Annotated in this window: 5 protein-coding genes; all 5 read left to right on the forward strand. The window is 41.8% G+C overall.

Going from position 1 to position 4,732, the window contains the following annotated elements:
* The first annotated feature begins 476 nt into the window (after positions 1-476).
* The 5 genes from ACED59_RS24045 (at position 477) to ACED59_RS24065 (ending at position 4,435) form a co-directional block, all read left to right on the forward strand.
* On the forward strand, positions 477-1,472 hold the full coding sequence (locus tag ACED59_RS24045) for a hypothetical protein (RefSeq protein WP_371705177.1): 996 nt from the start codon (positions 477-479) through the stop codon (positions 1,470-1,472).
* Between the two features lie 122 nt (positions 1,473-1,594).
* Complete coding sequence (locus ACED59_RS24050) at positions 1,595-1,900, forward strand: superinfection immunity protein (protein WP_371705180.1); 306 nt, start codon at positions 1,595-1,597, stop codon at positions 1,898-1,900.
* 840 nt (positions 1,901-2,740) lie between these two features.
* Positions 2,741-3,058: a MobC family plasmid mobilization relaxosome protein gene (locus ACED59_RS24055; protein WP_371705179.1), complete on the forward strand. Its 318-nt coding sequence runs from the start codon at positions 2,741-2,743 to the stop codon at positions 3,056-3,058.
* 684 nt (positions 3,059-3,742) lie between these two features.
* Positions 3,743-4,201: an MbeB family mobilization protein gene (locus ACED59_RS24060; RefSeq protein WP_371705178.1), complete on the forward strand. Its 459-nt coding sequence runs from the start codon at positions 3,743-3,745 to the stop codon at positions 4,199-4,201.
* 3 nt (positions 4,202-4,204) lie between these two features.
* Positions 4,205-4,435, forward strand: coding sequence for an MbeD family mobilization/exclusion protein (locus ACED59_RS24065; RefSeq protein ID WP_371705181.1), 231 nt, complete (start codon positions 4,205-4,207; stop codon positions 4,433-4,435).
* The last annotated feature ends 297 nt before the right edge of the window (positions 4,436-4,732 follow it).

Genomic DNA, 4,732 nt, shown 5'->3' on the forward strand with positions numbered 1-4,732 from the left:
GTACATAATGACTACCAAAGAGTTTTGGAACCTGAGTGACTTTGTTGTTCCTGACTGTGTGGCTGATTTTTTGTCTTTGCCCGTTCTACTTTGTAGTAACAGAACTACAAAGTAGAACGCGTTAGACTTTTGGTCTCAGACCAAATTATACAGTTGCACGATAATGCTAAATTAAATTTGATGGTAATAAGTATGCATTGACCAAATCGGACAGTGTCTGATTTGAGCATTACACGATTACGTCAATTCATTACAATTTTCAGCTTTAATAGCTATGACCGTACTAAAAATCAGCTCATTTAGCTTGGAATTGGTACCATAACCTAAAACGAGAAAAGCCACCCATAGGGTGGCTTTTCCGGAATTCTAATTCTACGTTAAGTTCCCTAGGGGACGCAAAACGCCTTAATGTCCTCATACTAGTTGATGTATTGAGGTTAAGTCAAGATCCGAGAAGACAAAAAAAAGAAGATAATATGGATATAAATGAGTTGATCTCACCTATTCGGTTAGAGACCTATGAAACGGTTTTAAAGGTAAAAACAGATGAAAAAAAGCTTGCGGCGTATTACTGGAATAAGGCTATAACGGCTTCTTTGTTTCCTGCGATGCAGTGTTTGGAAATTTCATTTAGAAATGCAATCAATGAGGCCGTGAAAAATAACCCGCCTTTTAGTATTCCTTGTTTTACCGACTTATCTACTTCAAAAGTAATGGCTGTTGATGATTGGATTGAGTGTTTGGTTTCTTACATTTCTAGGAAAAGAATCAAAAAGTTAGGCTCTAGAAATAAAAAAAAATGGTTGAAACCTAATGGTGATAGAACGAATAAAACATTCTGGGAAGAAGACCAGATAGAAAGAGCCAAGAGGAAACTACAAAAGTATGGAAGAGCGCCTACCTCAGATCGGCTGATATCTGAGCTTATGCTTGGATTTTGGACAAACTTGTTGAGTCAACAGTTTGAGGATCAAACGACAGGAACATTGCTTTGGCCTAATCTTACACCTTATGTTTTCTCTAATTTACCAGAAAATAAAACAATTGATGATATTAGATTGATTCTCGATCGGTTACAGGATTTTAGAAACAGGTTTTCACACCATGAACCTGTTTTTAAATTTTATTATGAAAAATCGGATGGTAAGCCTAACTATTTGACTCCTGTTTTTGGACGTTCTGCATCATTGTCTATTTTAGAAAAAACTTATGCGGATATCTTAGAGTTGATAAGGTGGATAAGTGAAGAACGACATAAATCTTTTATTGATGCAGGGCTATCAAGACAATTTTATCGATTGATAAGTGATGATGGTTTCTATAGTTACGTAGATCCTGAGAAAATATCTAAGGTGATTAAGTATTCGTCATCCAGAAGGGAGCATAGAAAGCTCTTGGCGATGATTGATTCGGGTGATGCTTTTAGGATTGATAAGAAAAGTAAAATACATTTTGTATTTGGTCCTATGTAGCAATTAACTACTACAAACTCTGTTGTGCGTAGTTGGTCGATTTAACGTAAGTAGATTTCATCTTTGGTTTAAATAGGTAATAATCAAGCTGAAAAATATTCTATATCAGGAGTTTAGAGCCTATGGGTGGCATTTCAATTTGGCAAGTTTTGATTTTTCTTATTATTTTACCGCTAGCTTTTTTACCGTCGATTATTGCGATTAGGAAAGATCATCCATACAAGCTCCCAATTGTATTAGTTAATATTTTTGGCGGTGTTTTATGGGGAGCTGGGTGGTTAATTGCTTTAGTTTGGTGTTTTATTATACCTAAACCATATTCCAGTAAAGCTGGCGCTGCGAGCGAAATAGAAAAGCTCCATGAGCTGAAAGAAAAAGGGATCATTACTCTGGACGAGTTCGAAAAGAAGAAAAAAGCTTTGCTTTAAAATTAGCATTTTTGAGGAAGAGGATCATTGCGATCTTGAGCATTTGGTCGTAACCTAATGCCCAGATGTGAAAAAACCACCCTGCAAGGTGGTTTATTTCGGAATACTTAAACGAATTCAGACCCCGTTAAGTCCTTTCATGATAGACCATATCATATGAGCACTTCAAGTATTCCCTGACCTATTTGGATTCAAGATGTTTTGGATAGGTATGTCATCCCGCTATCGACCAAGGATTTCCTGAGATAGCCAGCGAACGAACTGAACCCGAAATGACGTAATAGGTCACGATGCTACAGCTGCTAGGCATTGAGTAAGGCCAAATGATAATACGGTTTAGTGTGTGCCACTGAGGAGGATGTTTTAAGAGTCTGCAAATGACCTTAGAGCACTAAAGGCACAGCGTAGGGCAGCCCGAAAGGGAGAGAAAACCCCAAGGTTAAACGATAAATGACCCCTGATATTTCATCCATTTTAATGGTTTCGAGATAGGGGTTCGGCGTAGCCGAAAGGGCTTGAGTTGGAGCTTTGCGACCTCCTTATGCTGGCGCTTTTCAATGCGAGGGTGTCCCTGTCTTAATTGGCCTTTTCTTTTTCCTTCTCTGCGACATTTTGACCTGTCTTTCATTATTTCTATTTTGATTCAAACAGAGATAGTTATCTTATTTCCCTGTAGTACATTCGTATTCAGCTTTTAAAGCCAGTATACACAGCGTCCCCTTTAGTCGCTTCGCTCTTGACGGGTTCACAGTGACTGGCACAGGGGCTTCGCCCCCGAGACCCCCGAAGACCACGAGCGATAATCCGCCCCTTCGGTTCGAATCATCGCCCGAGGCCATTATGAAATTAAGACAGAAAGAGATAAAAATCCGAGTGCATGATGACGAGTATTCTGCGTTGCAGCGTCGAAATACTAAGGCACGATTAGCGGAATGGATGCGTGATGTGTGCTTGGGAGAAAAGGAAGCGTCACGATTTAAAGCGCCACCTTGTGATCCTGCTTTGCTTCGTCAATTAGCCGGTATTGGTAACAACTTAAATCAGATAGCTAGGGCGACAAATTCTGACGATTGGAAAACAGTGGATCGACTTAAAGTCATCACAGCATTGGGTGCGATTGAACAAGCCATACGAGATCTGCAGGATGAGCATTCATGATTGTCAAAGTTCACTCTCGTGGAACCGGTTGTGGCTCCGGTCCTGTTGAATATCTATTAGGTAAAGACGGAGAACGTGACGAGGCCACGTTAGATCGTGGTGACCCGAGTACGATTATTGCCCTCATCGATTCGAGTCCATATGCAAAAAAATATACGAGTGGGGTTCTTTCTTTTGCTGAATCTGATTTACCTCGAGAAGCTAAAGATAAATTAATGTCGTCGTTTGAATCGGCATTACTCCCTGGTCTGGACAAAGATCAGTTTGCTTGTCTTTGGGTTGAGCATCGAGACAAAGGCCGATTAGAGTTAAATTTTGTGGTACCGAATATAGAGCTTTTAAGTGGTCGACGGCTCCAACCGTATTTTGACCGTGTCGATCGGCCTCGAATTAATGCGTGGCAAACCCTCCAAAATGAATTTTTGAAATTAAAAGATCCGAATGACCCAGCGAATAAACAAGAGCTGGTGACCGCGAATACTTTGCCTCATTCAAAAAAATTGGCGGTTGAAATGATCACTCGTGGGCTTTTAACACAAGCGGGAAATGGCGAGATTCGAAATCGTGATGATGTGAAGGATTGCCTCGAAAAAGCCGGTTTCACCATTGCCCGAGAAACTAAGAATAGTTTGAGTATTGCCAATCCAGAAGGTGGTAAAAACCTTAGATTGAAAGGACTGATTTATGAAAAAGATTTTAGATTTGGCCTCGGACTTCGAGACGAAATCCAAAGAGCAAGCGAACGATATCGAGCGCTCGCTCAAGAGCGAGTTTTCGAAGCACGAACAACATATCGTGAGGGCTTTGAAAGACAGCGAGCTCGAAATCAGCAACGTCATCGACGACCAGACCTCGAGCCTGAAAAGGTTAATTCTCCCCAGTTGGTTATGGGGGATCGCGTTCGTGGTATCGGTGATTTTGGTGTCATGGGGCGTGATTTGGTATCAGGGCACGCTGATTACGGACAATTGGGTGACCATCAGTCAGCAGAAAGATCGGATAGCGGAGCTCGAGAGCCAGGGCGGAAACCTTCAATTCAGCCGATGCGGGGAACGCTTGTGTCTAGCGCAAGCGGAAGGGACGTCGAAGACGTGGACGAGAAAGTCCGACCAACGTCCGATGTTTATTCCAGAGGGGTATTAAGTGATGACGGAATTAGAGACTCAGCTACTGAGCGCGTTCGAGGACTTAGAGAAAGAGCACGAGAAGCGACATCAAGACTTTGTGACGGCCTACAACGGATTGGTGAAAATGTTCGATGCTACTTCGTTGGAGAACAAAAAATTGCACCTGAGCGTGAGTCACTTGACCGAGCAAGTGCAGAGCTTGAACGCTCAGCTCCAGCGGTTGGAAAAGCGCTACAACACGAACAGATGATGAGTCGAGATCGAGAAATTGGTGATCGTGGAATGAGTTTGTAAGAAATAGCCATTTGGTTATTTGTTTTGGTTGAAACGGATGGCGGTTTTATTGCCCTGTAAATCGCTCTGGAAGCGTCACAAACTTACAGCCGGATTTATGGGTCAGTAGAGCGAAGTGATTACTTTAAAACGCGCCTATGGGCGTTTGAGTGCATGAGGTGGGTGTTTTCGATAGCTAAGTGAGCCATTGAACATAATGTACATAATGACTACCAAAGAGTTTTGGAACCTGAGTGACTTTGTTGTTCCTGAC

It is taken from the genome of Vibrio sp. FF266 (assembly GCF_041439695.1).
In the GTDB taxonomy this organism is placed as follows: domain Bacteria; phylum Pseudomonadota; class Gammaproteobacteria; order Enterobacterales; family Vibrionaceae; genus Vibrio; species Vibrio tasmaniensis_A.